We start from the raw sequence: 19,990 nt of genomic DNA on the forward strand, positions 1-19,990 counted from the left end.
CAGTCATCTATCTAAATTATAATCAAATCCTATTACGTGACCCACATCACCTTTTCGACCCGATGGTCAAAAATCGCGCATTGACACTTGTATAATCGTATACGAAATTGCGGTGAAACAGTTTTGCTTGGAATTTCACCATGAAGACCGCAATTGCTTATCCAGGAATGAACGCCAGTGACCGCCCAATGGGCCCGGCACCGCTTTCCGCTGCTGTATTGCACGAACCGATGCTGTTTATCTCCGGCCAGGTGGCGATTGATCCGTACAGCGGCGAGATCAAGGGTAGCGATATCGCCAGCCAGACGCGCCAGGTGTTGTAAAACGTCGGCGACCTGTTGAGCGAAGCGCAGATGACCTTCGATAACGTAGTGCGCGTGACGATCTATCTCACCGACCTCAGCACCTTTAGTGAGATGAACGCGGCGTACAGCGAGTTCTTCCAGTTCCCGTTCCCGGCACGCGCCACCGTCGGTATTCAACTCAACCATCCTGACCTGCTGGTCGAGATGGAAGTCACGGCGATGCGCTGATGCATATTCATATCGAAAACGACGCCAGCGCCCCGCAGGCATTACATCTAAACATGCAGCATCTGCAACAGCAGTTGGATGCTCACCCACAGCTGCGCGGTCACTTTACCCTGAGCGAGAACAGCAACGCTGCGCATACCGCAGATTTCCTCGCCACCAGCGACATTCTGTGGAGCGGCCGCAAGCTGGCGCTCGATACCTTCAGCGCACCGCGCCTCGGCTGGGTGCAGGTGATGTCCGCCGGCGTCGAGCAGTGGCTGGCGCATCTGCCACAGGGCGTGACGCTGACCAATGCGTCTGGCGTGCACGGCGATAAAGGCGCCGAGTTCATTCTGATGGCGGCGTTGATGTTCAACTTTGGCATTCCCGGTTTTCTGCAGGATCAGGCTCAGCGCTTGTGGCGTCCAACCTTCGGCGGCTGTGCACGTGGCAAAACTGTCTTGCTGCTCGGCGTCGGCGGTATCGGCGCGGCGGCGGCCAAACTGCTGACCGCGCAAGGTTACCGCGTGATAGGCGTGACGCGCAGCGGCCAGTGTGATGCCGACGTGGCGCGCTGTATCCGCATCGATGCCATCGATGATGTGTTACCGCAGGTGGATGTGCTGGTCTCGACGCTGCCACTGACGCCACAGACAGAAATGCTGTTCGACCGTCGCCGTCTCGATCTGCTGCCTGCCCGTGCGGGCATCGTCATTGTGGGTCGTGCCGCGGTGTTCGACTACACGGCAATGCGCGAAAAACTGTGCGCCGGTGAACTGGCCGGGGCGGTTTTGGATGTTTATCCGCAAGAGCCGTTACCGGTGGACGATGCGCTATGGAGCACACCCGGCGTGGTCATGACACCGCACTGCAGCCTGGACGATCACAGTGCCTACCTTGAGGGTTGCCTTGAGGTGTTTATCGATAACCTGGTGCGTTTCCGTAGCGGCCATCCGCTGCACAACCAGGTTGATGTCGCAAGAGGTTATTGAAGTCGCAGTACCCGTAAAGAGATTCATAAAAAACAAGGTCATCGCTTACACATTCACCAGCACCAGGGGAACCTTATTATGAAATTTGCACGCATCGCATTACTGATCTCTGGCATCACCGGCACGCTGTTAGCTGGACTCTCCAGCGCCCATGCCGCCAGCACCGACCCGATTACGCCGACCGCCAGCGATTTCGCGGCGATGGCGCAGTGCAAGGCGCTGCAGACCAAATATCCGTCGCTGAAAGGCAAAGATCTGGTGGTGGGCCTTGGCGGCTACACCAAAGGCTTCGAAGCCCCTTCAGAAAAAGACCCGAGCATTATTGAAGGTCTCGATCCTTCACTGTTCGAGCGTATCAGCAGCTGCCTCGGCGCTAAACATAGCTATCAGACCGGTTCATTCAACGTGCTGCTGACCTCCATTACCAGCGGCCGTGCCGATATCGGTCCGATGCTGTATGTCACCGATGAACGTCTGAAGCAGATCGCTTTCGTCGCCTCAATGCAGGTGCAGGATGGTTCGATTCTGGCGAAAGGCAATCCGAAGAAAATCGCCACCGTGGATGACCTGTGCGGCAAAACCGTGGCGGCTGCGGCTGGCTCTTACGAAGCCAACAAGCTAGTGCCTGAGCAGAGCGCCAAATGCACCGCCGCCGGTAAGCCAGAAGTCAGCATGTTGATGGTGCAGAACACCGACAACAGCATTCAGGCAGTGAAAAGCGGTCGTGCAGATATCTATCTGACCGAAGCCGGTTCCGCCATCGCTATCGCCAAAGCTGACAAAACGCTGGAAAGCGGTTTCACCGTTGACCTGCCGATCATGGTTGGCTTCCCGATTGCCAAAGACAACGCCACTTTGCGTGGCGCGGTGATGGATGCAATGAAGGTGATTCAGGAAAGCGGTGCGCAGAAGAAATTGCTGGATTACTGGGGTCAGGGCAGCGCTGCTGAACGCCCGGTTGTTGCACGTGGTTAATGCATAAACTCAGTCGGATCAATTGGGTTGCTGCATCACGGGCAACCCAAGCGATCGCATTGAGGGAGATAACGCCTTGGATGATTTTCTAAAGTACCTGACCTTCCCTTATCTGTGGGAAGGGGCCGTCATCGCTGTTCAGCTGCTGGTAGGCGCCTTAGCGGGCGGCATCCTGATTGGTTTTTTCCTGGCGTTGGCCAGCACCTCAAAGCACTGGTTTATCCGCGTGCCGGTGAAAGTGTATATCTATCTGCTGCGCGGCACGCCGGTGCTGCTGCAGCTGATTCTGCTCTACAACGTGCTGCCGGAATTCGGCCTGCGTTTCAGCCCGTTCACCAGCGCACTGCTGGCATTGATGATTAACGAAACCGCCTTCTGCGCCGAGATCATTCGCGGCGGCATTATGGCCACCGATCGCGATCAGAGCATGGCAGCGCAGGCCTTTGGCTATTCGCGCACCAAAGAGATGATCCACGTGGTGATCCCGCAAGCGCTGCGCGCCATCTTGCCGACCATGGGCAATGAAACTGTCGGCCTGCTGAAATCCACCTCGCTGGCATCCGTGGTGGGCGTGAATGAGCTGACGATGCGCGGCCAGGCCATCGTGTCGCAGAACTTCCTGTTTATTCCGGTGCTGGTCGCTTCGGGCGGTATTTACCTGATTCTCTCTACGCTGCTGGCGGGCGGTCAGTGGTGGCTGGAGAAGTTCTATAACCTCGATGAGCGCGCACGCCGTGCCCGTGCGCGGCTGGCAAAACTGCCGCCGGAAGCTGACGTGATGGCGATGCAACTACCGAAACAGCGCTGGGATACGCAAACCGCCGCCCCGGTGCTGGAAGTGGACCAGCTGTGCGTTGAATACGCCGGTAAAGCGGTCCTGAAATCGCTGTCACTCACCGTGCGTCGTGGCGAAGTGGTGGTACTGCTCGGTCGTTCCGGTTCCGGTAAAAGCACCCTGCTGAAATCAATTCTGGCGCTGACGCCGCGCAGCAGCGGCACCATCCAGACCGAAGGGCATTTTATGGGCAGCGATGAAAACGGCCGCCCATTGGCCGCCCGTCATCTGCCGGCTAACCGCGCCAAATCCGGCATCGGTATCGTATTCCAGCACTTCGCGCTGTTCGATCACCTCACCGCATTGGAAAACGTGATGAGTATTCTGCTGCGTGTGCAGGGTGTTCAGCCCGAAATCGCCCGCGCTAAAGCGATGCGCGCGCTGAAAATGGTCGGATTACAAGACTTCGCCGCCTCGCTGCCGCATGAGTTGTCCGGCGGTCAGAAACAGCGTGTCGGCATTGCGCGTGCCTTAGCGGCGGAACCGCAAATCCTGCTGTTCGATGAGCCGACTTCAGCGCTCGACCCCGAGCTGGTGCGTGAAGTGAACCAGACCATGCGCAGCCTGGCGCAAACCGGCATCACCATGATTATCAGCACCCATGACATTGCCTTCGCCGCAGGCGTGGCCGACCGCGTGGTGTTCCTGCAAAACGGTGCGCTGATTGAAGAAGGCCCGCCGTCGATTTTACAGAATCCGCAAACCCCAGCCTTCGCCAGCTTCATGGAACACGAAAAAATCACGGAGGCCCAACATGCCAACGCATGATCTAGCCGCGCGTGAACGGCTCGGCGATGCCCTGTTCCGTTATATGCAGGGCCAGCCAGCGGATGCGCTGATGGACGAGCCAGATGCTAACCAGCAGGCGCTGCGCCGCTTTCGTCTGCTGCCGCGTGTATTACAGGGCAATGAGGCGATCAGCACCCAGACTACCTTGCTCAATCAAAGCTGGTCAGCACCGCTGGGCGTGGGCGCCTTTGCTGGCGATCGCATTTTCCATGAAGAGGGATTACTGCCGATTGCCCGCGCCTGTAAACGTCTGCAACTGCCGCTGGTGATTTCCGAAGAGACGGTGACGCCGCTGGAGCAGATTGGCGCGGAGTATGACCGTTGCTGGCTACAGCTACGTGCGGCGGGTGATGTCGGGCGTATCAAAGATTTGATCGATCAGGCCGCACAGGCCGGATTCAAACATATCGTCCTCACCGTGCTGGCACCGGTGCATCCGGTGCCGGGCTTACAGCCGGGCGGTTTCTCGATTGGTGACGCGCTCAAACAGCGCGGCTGGCACACCATCGGCGGCACGCAGCCGGGCGTTGAACCCTTACCGGCGTTTCCGGTGTGGCGCTGGCAGCAGATTGATGAGGTGGCGGCACACTGTGCTGCGCGTCAACTGCCGCTGTGGCTAAAAGGTATTTTGCATCATGACGATGCTGCCCCGGCCGCCCAGCATGGTGTCAGCGGCATTATCGCTTCGAATATTGGCCTGCGCCAAAGTGCGCGCTGGGCCACGCCAGTGGATCAATTAGCCGATTTGCATGCAGTCACTCGCCTGCCGCTGCTGCTGGACGGCGGCGTGCGCTGCGGCAGTGACGCGGTGGTGGCTCGCTGCCTGGGAGCTTCGCTGTCACTCAGCGTGCGACCGATCATCAGTGCCCTGGTGGCCGGTGGCGAAAGCGCGGTGTTCGATCTGCTCTCCGGCTGGATCAATGAAATCATCGCCATCAGCCACTGGTGCGGCGTCAGCGAGATGACGGCGCTCAACGGCAGTTTTGTTACGGAGGTGCGCGGCTGATGCAGACGTTAATCTTTAATCAGGGCGATACCAGCGAATCCCGCATTTACTATTGCGCCCACTATCTGGCCGACAGCCTCGGCTTGTTTGCCGCTGAGCAGTTGCAGGTCACCTTCACCACCAGCGCGTCGGGCGGCCACACCGTGCAGGGCGGACAAGTGCCTGCGGTGTTGAGCCGCCAAGCGGACCTCACGCTGGGTGGGCCGATGGTGGTGATGAAGCATTACCAGCAGCACGGCGCTGAGTTGCAGTGCTTTTGCGCCTCGGTCGCCGCCAACCCGTGGTTTCTGGCGGCAGCAAAGGCACAACCCGATTTTCAGCTGAGTGATTTGCGCGGCAAGCGCGTGCTGGATGTCGGTAACGTCGGCACCGCTACGCTGACCTTCCGCTGGCTGCTGGCACAGCACGGTTTGCTGGATCAGGTGGAGTTGATTGCCGGTAGCGGGGATCAGGCCCGCGATTTCGCGGCCGTGTCCAGCGGTGAAGCCGATTATGCGCTGCACGCCATGCATATGCTGGCACCGGCGATTGCCGCCGGACAGCTAAGCAGCATCAGCAGCCTCGCCTCGCTGTGCGGCAAAGTGCCGTGGAGCGCCTATATCGCGCGGGCCGATGTGCTGACTGAGAAAGCCGCTGCGTTTGCTGCCTTCTCACGCGCCATCGAACAGGCACTGGCGTGGATCGCCACCCATGATGCCGAAACACTGGCGGCGAGCGTGCAGCACTATTACCCCGATTATCCGCTTGATGCGCTGATCACCGGTTTAGCCGCGTATCAGCAAGCCCACGTCTTCGCGCCCAACGGCCTGATTCCAGCAGATGAATTTAACCACTTTAGCCAACTGCTGGGCGACATCGGCTGGCTGGATCCTTCTCAGCCAGTGCCCTATCGCGCACTGGTGACGCAAGCAGGAGCAGAGTGATGAAACAATTAATTATCAACGGTCTGGTGGTGACAGAAACCCGCGCCACACCGGCCGATGTGCTGATTGAAAATGGCAAAATCAGCGGCCTGCTGCTGCCGGGTGCTATCGCTGACGGCATCGATGAGATCATTGATGCGCAGGGTTTAATCATCGTGCCCGGCGCAATTGATGTGCACACCCATTTCACCGGTTCGCACGATTTCCCTGAACAGGAGCTGCGCGAAGGCACGCGCGGTGCCGCCGCACACGGCGTCACCACCATCGTTGAGATGCCGCACTCGCTGCCGCCCGCCACCAGCCTCGCCAACTTCACCGCCAAGCAGCGCTGGCTGGCGGACAACTGCTCAGTGGATTACGCCATGTGGGCCGGACTGGATGGCCGCAACGTGCACGAGTTAGCCGCGCTGGATCAGGCGGGCGCACTGGCGTTCAAAGCTTTCCTGTGCAGCGGCGCACCGAACGGCGAAGCCACCGACGAGAAAGGCTTACCGCGCCTCGATGACGATGGCTTACTGCGCGCGATGCGTGAACTGGCGACCTTTGACGGCCTGATTGGCGTCCACGCTGAGAATCACGACATCCTGATCGGTGCCGGTAGCGAACTGCGCCGCGCCGGACGCAAAGATACCCGTGCGCATGCGCTGGCCGGGCCAGAAATCGCCGAAATCGAAGCCGTGGGACGCGTATTGGCGGTAGCGGAAGAGACCGGCGCACGCTGCCACATCGTGCACGTCAGCTCCGCGCGCGCTGCCGAAGCCATCGTCGCCGCCAAAAGCAAAGTGCGCGCCAGCTTCGAAACCTGTCCGCACTATCTGATTCTCGATGAAGACGATCTGGTGCGCATCGGACCGAATGCGCGCTGTGGCCCGCCGATCCGTCCACGCCCGGTGGTCGATGCGCTGTGGCAGGTGCTGCTGCGCGGCGATGTCGACATGATCGCCTCTGACCACTGTCCGTACACCCCGGCGCAGAAACAAGCCGGTGAAGCCAGTATTTGGGATGCGGGCATGGGATTAACCGGCGTCGAAACCTTAAGCCCGATGTTCTTCAGCGCGGCCCACATCGATCGCGGTCTGGCCCTCACGGAGTTTGCCCGCATGACCGCCAGCGGCCCGGCCAAAGCCTTCCAGCTGTGGGGCAAAAAAGGCGCGATCGCACCTGGCTTCGATGCCGATTTGGTGTTTATCGATGCGCAGCACAGCTGGATCGTAGAGGGGGAGAAATTCCAGGGTCTTGGCAAGTGGAGCGCATTTGAAGGCATGCGCTGTCAGGGTAAAGTGGTGCGCACATTGATTCGTGGTGTCACGGTATTCCAGGATGGCCAGATGCAGGTTGAACCCGGCTTTGGTCAGTTCGTGACCCGACAGGTATAAACAGGACAATCACCATGGCAGGAAAATCATCCACCCCAAGCCGTAAAAGCAGCGCACCGCTGGCGCAGGAAGCCGCAACAGACGGCAACTGGCAAGCCGCGCGTCCGCGCACGCTGGTCGATCACGCCGTCGACGCGATTCTCAGCGCCGCCTCACGCGGGCTGATTTTACCCGGCGATCGCGTCGTTGAGCCGGATCTGGTGGCGAAACTCGGCATGAGCCGCGTGCCGATCCGTGAAGCGCTGCGCATTCTGGAGAGCCAGGGCATCGTCACCAGCGAGCCGTACAAAGGCATTCGTTTGATGGAGATTTCCCATCAGCGGCTGGAGCAGATCATTGATGTGCGCATCCCGCTGGAGACGCTGGCTTGCCGCCGTGCCATTGAAGCCGGACGCAACGGTGCCGAGCAGCTCAGTCAGCTGTATCAGGGCGTAACGCAGATGCAGACCATGATGCAAAACGAGGATGTGTATGGCTTTGCCTCGGCGGATACCGATTTCCATCGCACGCTGTGCAGCTTCGCCCACAACCCGGTATTGAGCAATTTGTGGGAATCGATTGCCCGCCAGCTGACGGTGATTTTCGGCCTCTCCACCATGGGCAAATCGATGAGCGACATCATTGAGGAGCACCAACGGCTGATCAACGTGTTCGCCGAAGGCGATATCGCGCAGATGACCGATGAGATTGAAAACCACATCCGCATTCAGGCGCTGGATGTGGATTACGAGACCTTGATTACGCAGCGCCGACAGCAGCGTTCCGCTGTGGGCTGATGCTTTATTGATTGCCTTTACACCAGGAAAACCACGATGAAGATCACCAACGTTGAAGCGTTTTATCTGCGCCTGCCGGTTATTGAGCAGCGCACCGATAGCTCGCAGGATGCACTGCTAATCAAAATCACCACCGATGCGGGCATCACCGGTTGGGGTGAAGTGGATGGCAGCCCATATGTCACCAAAGCCATTATCGAAGCGCCCTATTCGCACACTATGGTCACCGGACTGAAATCGCTGCTGATCGGCGAAAATCCGCTGGAGACCGGTCGTCTGTGGAAGAAGATGCACAAAGCCACCATCTACTACGGTCGCAGCGGTGCGGTGTTGCAGGCGATGGCGGGCATTGATATCGCCCTGTGGGATATCAAAGGCAAAGCGCTGGGCAAACCGATTGTTGAACTGCTGGGCGGCGCGATGCGCGACAAAATGCGCGTTTATTCCTCCAACATGTTCCAGTACAGCGTCGAAGAGACAGTGGCGCGCGCGCAGCACGCCATCGATACTGGCCACACGGGCGTGAAGTTTGGCTGGGAGCCGTTTGGCACCGATGAAGCGCTGGATTTGCGTTATCTGGAAGCGCTGCGCACCGCGATGGGCGATAGCGTAGATCTGATGCTGGATGTCGGTCACGTTTGGGATGCAAAAACCACCGTGCGCCGCAGCCAGCGCTATGAACATCTCAACCTGTTCTGGATCGAAGAGCCGCTGCACCCGGATAACTACGCCGGTTACGGCCAGGTGTCCGCCGCCTGCCAGCAGCACATCGCCGCCGGTGAGCAAGAGTGTTCGGTGGTTGGCTTCCAGCGCCTGATTGACGAAGGCGGCATCGACATCGTGCAGATCGACCTGACGCGTACCGGCTTTACCCAGGCGATGGAGATCGCCAGCTACGCGCACAGCCGTGGCCGCAAGGTGTGTAATCACAACTTCACCACCGATATCAACACCGCCGCCTCGCTGCACTTCCTGTGTGCGATTGAGAATGCGCTGGTGATGGAGTATTGCGTGGAGCCGGGTGAAATCAGCCGCTCGCTGGCGAAAAACCCGGTGCGCATCGCCGACGGTTACGCCTGGTTGCCGAGCGAGCCAGGTTTGGGTGTCGAGCCAAACGAAGCGGTGATCGAGAAGTTCCTCGTCCGCGATTAAGCCACCGCTCAGCACGCACTTTGTAGTGGAGCGATTTATCGCGCGTTTTTTACACCACGCGCAATAAATTGCGCCGCTACCAGACCGCGCCCCCGCTAACAGAGTGATCCGAATTTCAGTCCTAAAGGTTGTTGACGCATCACGCTGTGGCTACCCTTCTTCGCACGGACGTTCTGCGCTTGAGGAAGGCATGTCGCAAAAATACACTGGATCGACAACTTGCGTGCGGTTGCCTGCCTGATGGTGATCGTGATTCACACCACCACCTGGTATATCACCGGACCGATGGCGGTCACGGGCACCAGCTGGGATGTGGCGAATCTGCTCAACTCCGCGTCGCGCGTCTGTGTGCCGCTGTTCTTTATGATTTCAGGCTATCTGTTCTTTGGCGAACGCAGCGCGCAAGGGCGGCATCTGCTGCGCATCGTGCTGTGCTTGCTGTTCTACAGCGCGGTCGCGCTGGCCTATATCACCTGGCTGACGCCGATCAGTGAAGGCCGCTCGCTGCTGAAGCTGCTGCAAAACCGGTGTTCTATCACCTGTGGTTTTTCTTCGCCATCATCGGTATTTATCTGCTGTCGCCACTGATTCAGGTGAAAAGCGTGCAGCCGCGCTACGTGGCATTGCTGGTGATCGTGCTGGCGGTGCTGGCCAATCCCAACACCGTGAGTCAGTCGCTGGGTCCCTTCCACTGGCTGCCGGTGAATCTTTACGTCAGCGGTGACAGCATTTACTACCTGCTGTACGCGCTGCTGGGGCGGGCGATTGGCTGCATGGAAACCGACAAGCGCGGCATCAGTTGGTTAGCGGGATTAGGTTTTATCGCCTGCTGGATTGGTATCACGCTTGGCACCAAACAGATGCTAAAAATCAATGGCGCATTCAACGACACCTGGTATCTTTACTGCGGTCCGCTGGTGTTTATCGCCGCCATTAGCTTGCTGGTGTTGTTCAAAAACAGGCTCAACAGCCATACCCCGCCGATGCTGGCGATGATCTCGCGCTACTCGCTTCCGATTTATGGCTTTCATGCGCTGTTCATCCACTATTTGCGCACCAACCATTACGACGATATGTCACGTCCGTGGCTCGATCTGCCGTGGGTGTTTGGTATTACGCTGATCGGCAGCTTACTGTTGGCGATGCTGTTAAAACGCGTGGATAAACATCATCTGGTGAGTTGATCGTCCCAGCGCTGATGGGCGCGACGTAGCTGGCGTGCCGAGGAGAATCCGGCCGCCAGCGCGGCTTTTTCTGCCGCTTCGCCCTGCTGCTGGCGCTGGCGTGCAATCACCAAACGCAGCTGTTCATGATATTCACGCACGCTGATCCCCAGATGCTGGCGGAACAGGCGCGTTAAGTGGCGTTCGCTGACGTGCGCACGATCGGCCAGCGCGGTCAGCGACCAGTCGTGTTCGGGGTGAGCAATCATCACGTCCTGCGCCCGATGAATCGCCGGATGCAGATGATTGCGATAACGCAGCCACGGCGAGAGCTGGGGATCGTCACCAGAACGTCGGAACCACACCACCATTTCCCGCGCCACCTTCAACGCCAGCGGCGCGCCACACAGTCGGTTGATCAGATGAAGCGCCAGATCGATACCCGCCGTGATGCCTGCGCTGGTCCAGATGCCATGATCTTCCACGAACACGCGGTTATCTTTCACTAACGCGGCCGGTGCGGCGGCTTTCAGACGCGGCAACACATCGTGATGGGTGGTGCATTGCACGCCATTCAGCAATCCCGCCTGCGCCGAGAGCAATGCACCGGAACAGATGCAGACTAATGTGATGCGCTTAGCGTGGATGGCGGACTGCTGCGAGCGTAACCAGTCGCGGGCAGCGGCAGCGGGTGCCGTATCGAACCAGACTTTGGAGTCGTACACGCCAGGCACCACCAGCAGGCTGTTATCGGGTAGCTGCTCAGGAAGTGGCGCAATATCCGCGATCGTCATGCCGGTGGAGCAGCGCACGCTGGCCTGCGGGCCAATGTAGTGCAGAGCAAAAAACCATCCGCCAGCTGCAGGGTTTCCGCCGGGCCAGTGAGATCGAGCGCCATCACGCCAGGAAGAACCAGGAAATAAACGGGCTGCGGCATCAGGAACTCCAGAGTGGGTGATGTGTTTTACCCTCAACCTTTGCATGGCGGAAAAGAACCGTTCGAGGGACGAGGTCAATGGGGCAGCTGCCTCAACCTCCAGCACATCCTCACCGCTAGTGCAGAAGTACTGAGGGCAATTCAGGCCATAGATTTTAACCCGATTTGCCCATCATAGCGGAATAAATATTAAAACCACGACCTAATCCGGCCATCACCTAACCGAATCAAGACATCAGCGGTTTGAGCTGCTGATACAGCTGCGCAAATTTCTCACGCTGCGGCTGATAAGCCTGATGGCGGGCCGCATCGGGCTGATGCCGTTGTGCCAGCTCCAGCGACGGCCATTCGCTTTGTGGATCGATCGCCAGCTGCGCCAGGCGTGCGGCACCAAGCGCCGGGCCCACTTCGCCGCCGTGGCAATAATCCAGCGTTAATCCGCTGATATCCGCCAGCATTTGCCGCCACCAGGCACTGCGCGCACCGCCGCCGATCAGCATCACGGTTTGCGGCTGTACGCCGCATTCATGCACCGCGTCCATCCCCTCGGCCAGCGCAAAGCCCACGCCTTCCAGCACCGCGCGCGCCAGTTCAGGACGCCCATGCTGATGGGTTAAACCAAAAAATGCGCCCTGGGCTTGTGGATTGTTGTGCGGGGTACGTTCACCGGAGAGATAAGGCAGGAACCAAATCGGTGCGGCTTCGCGGCTGGCTTTTTCCGCTTCCGCCAGCAGCTCAGGCACGTCTTTACAGCCGGTTAATGCCGCTGCCCAATCCAGACAGGATGCGGCACTCAACATCACCGACATCAAATGCCAGCGCTTGGGCAACGCGTGGCAAAAACTGTGTACCGCACGTTGCGGATTGCTGAGATAGCCATCGCTTACCACGAAATAGACGCCGGAGGTGCCGAGCGACAACATGCCCTGACCCGGCGCCACCATGCCAACACCCACCGCGCCAGCTGCGTTATCGCCGCCGCCCGCGACGATCGGCACGGCGTTCATGCCCCAGCGTGCGGCAACGTCTGGCAGTAAGGTGCCGGTAATCTGATTGCCTTCATAAAGCGCGGGCATCTGGCTGCGGTTGAGATCGCAGGCGCTGAGCATCTCATCACTCCAGTCACGCTGAGCCACATCCAGCCACATCGTGCCTGCCGCATCGGACATGTCGCTGGCGTAATCACCGCTGATCCGCCAGCGCAGGTAATCTTTGGGCAGCAGGATTTTCGCCACTCGCTTGAACACGTCCGGCTCGTGCTGCTGCACCCACAATAGCTTGGGCGCGGTGAAGCCCGGCATCATCAGGTTGCCGGTGATGTGACGCGATTCCGGCACGCGCTGCTCCAGCTCCCGACACTGCTCACTGCTGCGACCGTCGTTCCACAGAATCGCCGGACGCAGCACCTGATTATCGGCATCCAACAGCGTCGCACCGTGCATCTGCCCCGTCAGACCAATGGCGCCGACATCACTGAGATCGTGCTGCTGCGCCAGCGCCTGCATCGCCTTGTCTGTGGCCTTCCACCAGCTCTCGGGATCTTGCTCACTCCACAACGACTGCGGACGCGACACCTGCAACGGCGCGGTTTCCACGGCAATCACCTGCCCCTGCGCATCCAGCAACACCACTTTGACGCCAGAGGTGCCTAAATCGATCCCGATAACCATGTTCAGCTCCTGATGCAGTTAGAAATCATAAAGATAGTGATTCACCAGGTTTTCCAGCTGCTCCTGGCGTCCGCTGCGATGCTGCGGATTCAATTGTTGCTGCTGAGCATGCGCGGCCAGTGACGCCAGCGAAAACTCGCCTTTCAAAATTTGCTGCCCGAACTCACCATTCCAGCCGCTGTAGCGCTGCGCCACACGTTTATCCAGCTCGCCATCCTGCACCATGCGTGCTGCGACTTTCAGCGCCAGCGCCATGGTGTCCATGGCACCAATATGGCCGTAGAACAGGTCATATTTATCCGTGCTTTGACGGCGCACTTTGGCATCAAAGTTTAAGCCGCCGGTGGTGAATCCGCCCGCTTTGATGATCTCGTACATCACCAGCGCATTCTCTTCCACGCTGATCGGGAACTGGTCGGTATCCCAGCCACACTGCACATCACCGCGGTTGGCATCCACCGAGCCAAAAATTCCCAGTGCGATGGCCGTTGCGATTTCATGATGGAACGAGTGACCAGCCAGCGTGGCGTGGTTAGCTTCAACGTTAACTTTGATCTCTTTCTCCAGACCAAACTGTTTCAGGAAGCCGTACACGGTCGCCACATCGTAGTCATATTGATGTTTGGTCGGCTCCTGCGGTTTTGGCTCAATCAGCAGCATGCCCTGGAAACCAATTTTGTGTTTGTGCTCGACCACCATCTGCATAAAGCGGCCAATCTGCTCCCGCTCCTGACGCAGATCGGTATTCAGCAGGGTTTCGTAACCCTCGCGTCCGCCCCACAGCACGTAGTTCTCACCGCCCAACGTCTGTGTGGCCTGCATTGCGCTGCACACCTGTGTCGCGGCCCAGGCAAAGATTTCTGGATCGGGACTGGTGGCCGCACCGGCACCATAGCGAGGATGGGTAAAGCAGTTCGCCGTGCCCCACAGCAGCTTCACACCGGTTTCCTGCTGTTTTTCCAGCAGCTTGTCAGTCATGGCGGCAAAATTTTCGCGATAGCTGTGCAGTGAATCGCCTTCGGGTGAAACATCGACATCATGGAAGCAGTAATACGGCACATTCAGTTTGTGAAAGAACTCAAAGGCCACGTCCGCCTTCTGTTTCGCCAGCTGCAGGGCATCGCCATTTTTCTGCCACGGGCGATCAAACGCACCCACACCAAACATATCCGCCCCATTCCAGCAGAAGGTGTGCCAGTAACACGCGGCAAAGCGCAGATGCTGCGCCATGGTTTTACCGAGGATCACTTCGTCGGGATTGTAGTGACGAAACGCCAGCGGATGGGTGGATTTGGCCCCTTCATAACGAACGCGATCGAGCTGGTCGAAATAAGCGTGCATGGTTTGCTCCTTAGCATCAGACCCGAATGGTCAGCAGTGAATCATTATTTTGCTAAGGTGTTGCCTTAAGTCTCAATTACGATATTTCACACTCAAATTAAGATAATTATTAATTGTGCGCAGGCTCGCAAAAATCAGCAAATTTCGATCGCGCTCATAAAACAGAAAATAAACAAAAAACGTAATAGCAGGATAAAAATCAGTAATTGATGTTACTTCACACTCAGGGCAACAATTCATCCGCCTGGTTCATAGCCTTACAACGACAATAGCCTCTACCTACAGGATGACCATGATGAAAATGAAACACACGCTGTTAGCCGTCTGCGCTGCGCTGGCCCTGTTTAGCCATGCCGGTGTCGCAAAAGAAGTGAAAATCGGTATGGCGATCGATGATTTACGCCTTGAGCGCTGGCAGAAAGATCGCGACATTTTTGTTAAGCAAGCCGAATCGTTAGGGGCCACGGTTTTTGTCCAGTCGGCCAACGGCAATGAAGAAACGCAGATGTCGCAAATAGAAAATATGATAAACCGCGGTGTCGATGTGCTGGTGATCATTCCTTACAACGGTCAGGTATTAAGTAATGTGGTGGCGGAAGCCAAGCGTGAAGGCATTAAAGTGCTGGCGTATGACCGCATGATAAATAACGCCGATATCGATTTTTATATTTCTTTCGATAATGAAAAAGTCGGCGAATTACAGGCTGAAAGTATTGTTAAACAGGTGCCTAAGGGTAACTACTTTATGATGGGTGGCTCACCGGTAGATAATAATGCCCGCCTGTTCCGCGCCGGACAAATGAAGGTGTTAAAACCTTACATTGATAACGGCAGCATTAAGGTGGTCGGCGATCAGTGGGTGGATGCCTGGCTGCCCGAGAATGCGCTGAAAATCATGGAAAATGCACTGACGGCCAACGGTAACCACATTGATGCGGTCGTCGCCTCCAATGACGCCACGGCAGGCGGTGCGATTCAGGCCCTGAGTGCGCAAGGTCTGGCGGGCAAAGTGGCAATTTCGGGCCAGGATGCCGATCTCGCCGCCATCAAACGCATCATGAACGGCACCCAAACCATGACGGTGTATAAACCGATCACTGAACTCGCCACTGAAGCCGCCAAAATCGCCGTGGAACTGGGCGATAACAAAACGCCTGGTAGTAATAGCACTCTTAATAACGGCCTGAAAGACGTGCCGTCTCGCCTGCTAACACCGATTCAGGTGAATAAAGACAATATCGAAAGCACCGTGGTGAAAGACGGTTTCCACAAACAGAGCGATCTCTAAAGCGCCTGCTGCGAGGGAAAACAGCGATGCTGCTGGAAATGAACCACATCACCAAGCGCTTCGGCGCGGTGAAAGCGCTGGATGACATCAGCTTGCGGCTTGAGGCGGGCGAAGTGATGTCACTGTGCGGCGAAAATGGCTCTGGCAAATCGACGCTGATGAAAATCCTGTGCGGACTCTATCCGCACGGCGATTTTGACGGTGAGATTCACTTTGCCGGCGATCCGATTCAGGCCCAGACCATCCGTGATACCGAACGCAAAGGCATTGTCATCATTCATCAGGAGCTGGCATTGGTGCGCCAGCTTACGGTGATGGAGAACATTTTTCTGGGTGCCGAGTTAGGCCGCTTTGGCATGGTGGATGATGAAACCATGACGCTGCGCTGCCAGCAGCTGCTGGCGCGGGTGAAACTGGAAGTCTCGCCTGATACCAAAGTAGGTGAGCTGGGGCTCGGCCAGCAGCAGCTGGTTGAAATCGCCCGCGCGCTCAACAAACAGGTGCGCCTGTTGATTCTCGATGAACCCACCTCCTCGCTCACCGAGCAGGAAACCGAGGTGTTGCTGAGCATCATCAACAACCTGCGCGAGCACGGCATTGCCTGTATCTACATCTCGCACAAGCTGAATGAAGTAAAAGCCATCTCCGACACCATCTGCGTAATCCGCGATGGGCAGCATATCGCCACGCGCCCGGCGGCGGGTCTGAGCGAGGATGACATCATCACCATGATGGTCGGCCGTGAGCTGACGGCGCTCTATCCACACCAGCCGCATGAGATTGGTGACACGATACTGGAAGTGAAGAACCTTACGGCCTGGCATCCGGTCAATCGACATGTGCGCCGGGTAAATAACGTTTCGTTCAACCTTAAGCGCGGCGAAATTCTCGGTATCGCCGGGCTGGTTGGCGCCGGTCGCACTGAGACAGTTCAGTGTCTATTTGGGGTTTGGCCGGGCCGCTGGCAGGGCGAGATTTCGATAAACGGCAAGCCGGTGAAGATCCATGACTGCCGCGAGGCGATTGCACACGGCATTGCCATGGTGCCGGAAGATCGTAAAAAAGACGGTATCGTGCCGCTGATGGCGGTGGGCAAAAACATCACGCTGGCGGCGCTCGATCAGTTCAGCCATCGCCTTTCCACGCTGGACGAAGCCGCCGAACAGCAGGCGATCAACGATGCGATACGCCGTCTGCGCGTCAAAACGTCCTCGCCCGAGCTGGCGATTGGACGGCTCAGCGGCGGCAATCAGCAAAAAGCCATTCTGGCTAAGTGCCTGCTGCTCAATCCCAAAATCCTGATTCTCGATGAGCCTACGCGCGGCATTGATGTCGGCGCACGTCAGGAGATTTACCTGCTGATTAACGCACTGGTGCAACAGGGTATTTCGGTAATTGTGATTTCGTCCGAGCTGCCCGAAGTACTGGGCCTGAGCGATCGCGTTTTGGTGATGCATGAAGGGCAAATCAAGGCCGATCTGATTAACAACCATCTGACTCAGGAGCAGGTGATGGAAGCCGCTCTGCGGAGTGAACATTATGCTTAAGACTGAGAGTACGCAAAGCCTGCCGAGCACGCCCGCACCGGGAAAATTCCCGCGATTAAATCTGCAGGTCTTCGTGATGCTGGGTGCGATTGTACTGATCGCGCTGTTCTTCACCTGGACTACCGACGGCGCCTGGCTAAGCCCGCGCAACGTCTCCAACCTGCTGCGCCAGACAGCGATCACCGGCATCCTCGCGGTCGGCATGGTGTTTGTGATCATCTCCGCCGAGATCGATTTGTCCGTGGGTTCGATGATGGGGTTGCTCGGCGGTGCAGCAGCCATCTTTGATGTCTGGCTCGGCTGGCCACTGCCGCTCACCATTGTCGTTACGCTGGTTATGGGCCTGCTGCTCGGCACCTGGAATGGTTGGTGGGTGGCGTACCGTAAAGTACCTTCGTTCATCGTCACGCTGGCGGGCATGCTGGCATTTCGCGGCATCCTGGTGGGGATTACCGATGGCACCACCGTCGCCCCAACCAGCCCGGCGATGTCGCAGATTGGGCAAAGTTATCTGCCTGGCGGCGTGGGCTTCGGCTTTGGTTTTGTTGGGTTAGCGCTATTCATTCTTTGGCAATGGCGCTTACGTCTGCGCCGTCAGCAGTTGGGACTGGCCCAACCGGCGGCAACGGGCACAGTGGCGCGTCAGGCGATCACCGCGGTGCTGGTGCTCGGTGCGATCTGGTTGCTGAATGATTATCGTGGCGTGCCCACGCCGGTGTTACTGCTGGCACTGCTGTTGCTGGCAGGCATGTTTATGGCGACACGTACCGCCTTTGGCCGCCGGATTTACGCGATTGGCGGCAACATCGATGCCGCACGGCTTTCCGGGATTAACGTGGCGCGCACCAAGCTAGCCGTATTCGCCATCAACGGTGTGATGGTGGCGATTGCTGGGTTGATACTTAGCTCGCGTCTCGGTGCCGGTTCGCCCTCCGCCGGTAATATCGCGGAACTGGATGCGATTGCAGCCTGCGTGATTGGCGGCACCAGCCTCGCGGGCGGTGTGGGATCGGTAGCCGGTGCGGTGATGGGCGCTTTTATTATGGCTTCGCTGGATAACGGCATGAGCATGATGGATGTGCCGACCTTCTGGCAGTACATCGTCAAAGGGGCCATCTTGTTGCTGGCAGTGTGGATGGATACCGCAACGCGTCGCCGGGTGTAATCGCGTGGGCGATCACACTGTGGCGCAAACCATTTCTGCTCTCCTTGCCGCCGTGCTATGCAATGCGCTGAGGGTTTAAAGGGACGCGCCACCATGCATGAGAAACGTTACCGCATTACGTTACTGTTCAACGCCAACAAGGTGTATGACCGCCAGGTGGTTGAAGGCGTTGGCGAGTATTTGCAGGCTTCGCAAACCGACTGGGATATTTTCATTGAGGAGGATTTTCGCTGCCGCATTGAGAATATTCGTGAATGGCTGGGCGATGGCGTGATTGCCGATTACGACGACAGTTCGATCGAAACCTTGCTGGCCAATGTGCCGGTGCCGATTGTCGGCGTAGGCGGCTCTTATCATCAGCCGCAAGACTATCCGCCGGTGCATTACATCGCCACCGACAACGCCGCGCTGGTAGAGAGTGCTTTCCTTCATCTGAAAGAGAAAGGCATCAACCGCTTCGCGTTTTATGGTTTACCGGCGTCCAGCGGCAAACGCTGGTCGCAGGAGCGCGAGCAGGCGTTTCGCCAGTTAGTGATGCGTGAACGTTATCAGGGCGTGGTGTATCAGGGCCTGGAAACCGCCCCGGAAAACTGGCAGCACGCGCAGAACCGCCTCGCCGACTGGCTGCAAACCCTGCCGCCGCAAACCGGCATTATCGCCGTCACTGATGCGCGCGCGCGTCACCTGCTTCAAGCCTGCGAACATTTGAAAATTCCGGTCCCAGAAAAGCTGACGGTGATCGGGATTGATAATGAAGAGCTGACCCGCTATCTGTCACGCGTGGCGCTCTCATCCGTCGCACAGGGCACGCGGCAGATGGGCTATCAAGCCGCGAAGTTGCTGCATCGCTTACTGGATAAACAATCCTTACCGCTGCAACGCATTCTGGTGCCGCCCGTGAAAGTGATTGCCCGCCGCTCCACCGATTTCCGCTCACTCAACGATCCCGCGGTGATTCAGGCCATGCACTACATCCGTTTTAATGCCTGCAAAGGGATTAAAGTCGAGCAGGTGCTGGATGCAATCGGCATGTCACGATCCAATCTGGAGAAGCGCTTCCGGGATGAGACCGGCGATACCATCCACGCCATGATCCATCGTGAAAAGCTGGAGAAAGCGCGCGAGCTGCTGGCCAGCTCTTCACTGAACATCAATGAGATTTCGCAGATGTGCGGTTACCCGTCGTTGCAGTATTTCTATTCAGTGTTTAAGAAGAGCTACGCCAGCACACCTAAGGAATATCGCCAACTTCACGGCGAGAACGTGCTGTAGCGCACGGCTAAGATCAAGATTTCGCGCTGGGTTATGGATATAATTGCGCGGCATCTTCAAAGGAAGATCGTCGTCTCCGGTGAGGCGGCCGGATTTCAAATCCGGTTGGGGCCGCCAGCGGTCCCGGGCAGGTTCGACTCCTGTGATCTTCCGCCACCTTCATCTTACTGTTACTCATTTCTAAATGATTGGCTTAGGCAACTTGTAAGTCATCATTACAAGTTGGAAAATTTCAGCCTGAGGATGTAGAGCAACGTTGGCACTTTACTTC

14 protein-coding genes, 1 tRNA gene and 3 pseudogenes are annotated in these 19,990 nt (G+C 57.6%); 15 read left to right on the plus strand and 3 right to left on the minus strand.

The window, feature by feature from the left end; genetic code table 11:
• Nucleotides 1-188 precede the first annotated feature (188 nt).
• The 10 genes and pseudogenes from HA45_RS14145 to HA45_RS14190 all read left to right on the plus strand — a co-directional run bounded on the left by HA45_RS14145 (nucleotide 189) and on the right by HA45_RS14190 (nucleotide 10,520).
• A pseudogene (locus tag HA45_RS14145) lies at nucleotides 189-533 on the plus strand (RidA family protein).
• Entirely contained in the window at nucleotides 533-1,504 is a 972-nt protein-coding gene (locus HA45_RS14150) for a D-2-hydroxyacid dehydrogenase (protein WP_100701552.1), read from the plus strand. Before HA45_RS14145 ends, HA45_RS14150 begins: the two are co-directional and overlap by 1 nt.
• Nucleotides 1,505-1,582: 78 nt before the next feature.
• Complete coding sequence (locus HA45_RS14155; protein WP_100701553.1) at nucleotides 1,583-2,479, plus strand: transporter substrate-binding domain-containing protein; 897 nt, start codon at nucleotides 1,583-1,585, stop codon at nucleotides 2,477-2,479.
• 76 nt (nucleotides 2,480-2,555) lie between these two features.
• Nucleotides 2,556-4,082, plus strand: a complete 1,527-nt coding sequence (locus HA45_RS14160) for an amino acid ABC transporter permease/ATP-binding protein (RefSeq protein ID WP_100701554.1) — start codon at nucleotides 2,556-2,558, stop codon at nucleotides 4,080-4,082.
• Nucleotides 4,069-5,109 (plus strand): alpha-hydroxy acid oxidase, encoded by a 1,041-nt coding sequence (locus tag HA45_RS14165; RefSeq protein ID WP_100701555.1) that lies wholly within the window; start codon nucleotides 4,069-4,071, stop codon nucleotides 5,107-5,109. The genes HA45_RS14160 and HA45_RS14165 overlap by 14 nt, the downstream gene beginning before the upstream one ends.
• Nucleotides 5,109-6,032 carry an ABC transporter substrate-binding protein gene (locus tag HA45_RS14170; protein WP_100701556.1) on the plus strand — a complete coding sequence of 308 codons (924 nt, stop codon included), beginning with the start codon at nucleotides 5,109-5,111 and terminating at the stop codon, nucleotides 6,030-6,032. Before HA45_RS14165 ends, HA45_RS14170 begins: the two co-directional genes overlap by 1 nt.
• Complete coding sequence (locus HA45_RS14175) at nucleotides 6,032-7,408, plus strand: dihydroorotase (RefSeq protein WP_100701557.1); 1,377 nt, start codon at nucleotides 6,032-6,034, stop codon at nucleotides 7,406-7,408. The genes HA45_RS14170 and HA45_RS14175 overlap by 1 nt, the downstream gene beginning before the upstream one ends.
• 14 nt (nucleotides 7,409-7,422) lie before the next feature.
• Nucleotides 7,423-8,184 carry a GntR family transcriptional regulator gene (locus HA45_RS14180; RefSeq protein WP_100701558.1) on the plus strand — a complete coding sequence of 254 codons (762 nt, stop codon included), beginning with the start codon at nucleotides 7,423-7,425 and terminating at the stop codon, nucleotides 8,182-8,184.
• A 36-nt stretch (nucleotides 8,185-8,220) separates the two neighbouring features.
• Nucleotides 8,221-9,336, plus strand: a complete 1,116-nt coding sequence (locus HA45_RS14185; protein WP_058961141.1) for a mandelate racemase/muconate lactonizing enzyme family protein — start codon at nucleotides 8,221-8,223, stop codon at nucleotides 9,334-9,336.
• A 240-nt stretch (nucleotides 9,337-9,576) separates the two neighbouring features.
• Nucleotides 9,577-10,520, plus strand: a pseudogene (locus tag HA45_RS14190) (acyltransferase).
• Here HA45_RS14190 and HA45_RS14195 read toward each other — a convergent pair.
• The 3 genes and pseudogenes from HA45_RS14195 to xylA all read right to left on the minus strand — a co-directional run bounded on the left by HA45_RS14195 (nucleotide 10,505) and on the right by xylA (nucleotide 14,447).
• A pseudogene (locus HA45_RS14195) lies at nucleotides 10,505-11,436 on the minus strand (GlxA family transcriptional regulator). The pseudogenes HA45_RS14190 and HA45_RS14195 overlap by 16 nt on opposite strands.
• Nucleotides 11,437-11,663: 227 nt before the next feature.
• Entirely contained in the window at nucleotides 11,664-13,106 is a 1,443-nt protein-coding gene (xylB, locus tag HA45_RS14200; protein ID WP_100701561.1) for a xylulokinase, read from the minus strand.
• Between the two features lie 18 nt (nucleotides 13,107-13,124).
• Complete coding sequence (gene xylA / locus HA45_RS14205) at nucleotides 13,125-14,447, minus strand: xylose isomerase (protein WP_100701562.1); 1,323 nt, start codon at nucleotides 14,445-14,447, stop codon at nucleotides 13,125-13,127.
• A 295-nt stretch (nucleotides 14,448-14,742) separates the two neighbouring features.
• Between xylA and xylF the strand changes: the two genes are divergently transcribed.
• The 5 genes from xylF (at nucleotide 14,743) to HA45_RS14230 (ending at nucleotide 19,875) form a co-directional block, all read left to right on the plus strand.
• On the plus strand, nucleotides 14,743-15,735 hold the full coding sequence (xylF, locus tag HA45_RS14210) for a D-xylose ABC transporter substrate-binding protein (RefSeq protein ID WP_100701563.1): 993 nt from the start codon (nucleotides 14,743-14,745) through the stop codon (nucleotides 15,733-15,735).
• A gap of 26 nt (nucleotides 15,736-15,761) precedes the next feature.
• Nucleotides 15,762-17,282 (plus strand): xylose ABC transporter ATP-binding protein, encoded by a 1,521-nt coding sequence (locus HA45_RS14215; RefSeq protein ID WP_100701564.1) that lies wholly within the window; start codon nucleotides 15,762-15,764, stop codon nucleotides 17,280-17,282.
• On the plus strand, nucleotides 17,275-18,447 hold the full coding sequence (gene xylH, locus HA45_RS14220; protein ID WP_100701565.1) for a xylose ABC transporter permease XylH: 1,173 nt from the start codon (nucleotides 17,275-17,277) through the stop codon (nucleotides 18,445-18,447). The genes HA45_RS14215 and xylH overlap by 8 nt, the downstream gene beginning before the upstream one ends.
• 93 nt (nucleotides 18,448-18,540) lie before the next feature.
• The gene (gene xylR / locus HA45_RS14225) at nucleotides 18,541-19,719 is read left to right on the plus strand and encodes a D-xylose utilization transcriptional activator XylR (protein WP_100701566.1); all 1,179 of its coding nucleotides are present in this window, start codon (nucleotides 18,541-18,543) and stop codon (nucleotides 19,717-19,719) included.
• Between the two features lie 61 nt (nucleotides 19,720-19,780).
• Nucleotides 19,781-19,875 (plus strand) — tRNA-Sec (locus HA45_RS14230).
• Nucleotides 19,876-19,990 lie beyond the last annotated feature (115 nt).

It is taken from the genome of Pantoea rodasii (assembly GCF_002095465.1).
Taxonomy (GTDB): Bacteria; Pseudomonadota; Gammaproteobacteria; order Enterobacterales; family Enterobacteriaceae; genus Pantoea; species Pantoea rodasii.